3 protein-coding genes are annotated in these 1,802 nt (G+C 67.4%); all 3 read left to right on the top strand.

The annotated features are described in order from the left end of the window. Positions 1-521, top strand: a 521-nt coding sequence (locus tag B2W70_RS06700) for a hypothetical protein (protein WP_286744062.1), incomplete at its 5' end; no start/stop codon positions are given. 58 nt (positions 522-579) lie between these two features. Continuing rightward, complete coding sequence (locus B2W70_RS06695; protein WP_058086349.1) at positions 580-1,065, top strand: GNAT family N-acetyltransferase; 486 nt, start codon at positions 580-582, stop codon at positions 1,063-1,065. 135 nt (positions 1,066-1,200) lie between these two features. Beyond that, positions 1,201-1,785: an HD domain-containing protein gene (locus B2W70_RS06690; protein ID WP_286744059.1), complete on the top strand. Its 585-nt coding sequence runs from the start codon at positions 1,201-1,203 to the stop codon at positions 1,783-1,785. Positions 1,786-1,802: the final 17 nt, after the last annotated feature.

Genomic DNA, 1,802 nt, shown 5'->3' with positions numbered 1-1,802 from the left:
CACCCGCCCGCCCGGTGGCGCCCAATGCAGAGCCCTTTGGCGCGCGACGCGTGCCAGTCTGGGCGGTGGCCTTGCTCACCCTGGGCTCGGCCGGTATCGCAGCTTGGGCCACCCAGGCCTGGCTGCTCCATGGCGCGGCCTCCGCGCAGGCGGTGCACGCCACCTTGTCAGGTGATCAGGGGCCGATCGAGCTGTTGCCCACTGCGGCAGGTCCCTCGGCCACGCGCCTGTCAGAGCACGCGCCCACCATGCTCTACGGCATGCTGCCCCTTCACACCGGTCACGGCTTGCGCGACGAACAATGCCGTCAGCTCGCTGCCGATGCCTTGAAAGAGGCCGGCGTCACCGAGATCGACCAGACCGGGGATGCCGCCCTGTTCGCTCGCCAGGGCGACTACGCCTTGTTCGTTGGCTGCCACCTGGATCAGAAGCTGGTCCTGGTGGGGGCTGCCGGTCCCGTGCCAGAGCAGGCCGAGTCGCTCCAGGAGCAGCTGCTGCGCTCGCTGCAGACTCGGTTTTGAGCACGGCGTGAGCCGGGTCTGAGCGAAGCCCACCCGGGGCGGCGGCACAATCTCGCCCATGTGGACCCAGATCACCCTGGCCGACCTCGGCCACCCCGAACACGCCGACGCCATCGTCAACTTGCTGGATGCCTACGCCCGAGACGAAATGGGCGGTGGGCGCCCCTTGAGCGAGCACGTGCGGCGCAACCTCGTGCCCGAGTTGCGCAAGCGCCAGGGGGTGCACGTGGTGCTGGCCTTTGCGGGTGACGAGGCAGCGGGCATGGCGATCTGCATGGAGGGGTTCTCGACTTTTGCGTGCGAGCCTTTGCTCAACGTGCACGACATGGTGGTGCTGCCGGCGCACCGGGGGCAGGGCCTGGCTGGGCAACTGCTGGCCGAGGTCGAGCGCTTGGCGCGCGAGCGGGGGTGCTGCAAAGTCACCCTGGAGGTGCTCGAGGGCAATGTGTCGGCGCAGGCGGCTTACCGGCGAGCTGGGTTCGCTGGTTATCAGCTCGACCCCCGCATGGGGCGCGCCCTGTTCTGGCAGAAGCTGCTGGCCTGAGGTTTTCGGTCACAGTGCCCGCGTCTGGCCCGCATTGGGCCCGCGTTGGGTCCGCATGTGGCCCGCGTTTCACCGGGTGATGCCGCGCCGAGAACCTCGGCATCATCTGCCCACACCTTTTGCTGGAGTTTGACCATGGATGCGCCCCGAGCCACCTTCACCCGCATGGAAGAAAGCACCCAGGCCGACTGGGCGGTGATCCTGCCGGAGGCCATGAAGATGGCCCGCTCCCTGCCCGATCGGGTGATGGAACACCTGCGCTTGCTGGACGGCGACTTTGGCGGTTTTCCGGTGGACCGGCTCAGCCATTGCCTGCAGGCTGCCACGCTGGCCGAGGCCGATGGACGAGACGAGGAGTACATCGTGTGCGCCCTGCTGCACGACATCGGCGACACGCTGGGCAGCTACAACCACCCCGACATCGCCGCGGCCATCCTCAAACCCTTCGTGATCGAGGCGAACTTGTGGATGGTGCAGCACCACGGGATCTTCCAAGGGCACAACTTCTTTCACCACATCGGGCTGGACCGGGACATGCGCGATCAGTTCGCTGGACACCCTCACGCAGAACGGACTGCGGAGTTCGTTGAGCGTTACGACAACCCGGCATTCGACCCGGCCGCGCCCACCCGGCCGCTGAGTCACTTCGAGCCCATGCTGCGGCGCGTGATGGCCAGTCCCAAACAATCGGTTTACAAGGCGGCCATGCGCGAGGCGTGAGTTCGCTCAGGGGGGGG

It is taken from the genome of Aquabacterium sp. UBA2148 (genome assembly GCF_002328915.1).
Lineage (GTDB): Bacteria > Pseudomonadota > Gammaproteobacteria > Burkholderiales > Burkholderiaceae_C > Aquabacterium > Aquabacterium parvum.
The sequence above is the reverse complement of the archived record's forward strand: the minus strand, read 5'-3'. Positions and strand labels throughout refer to the sequence as shown.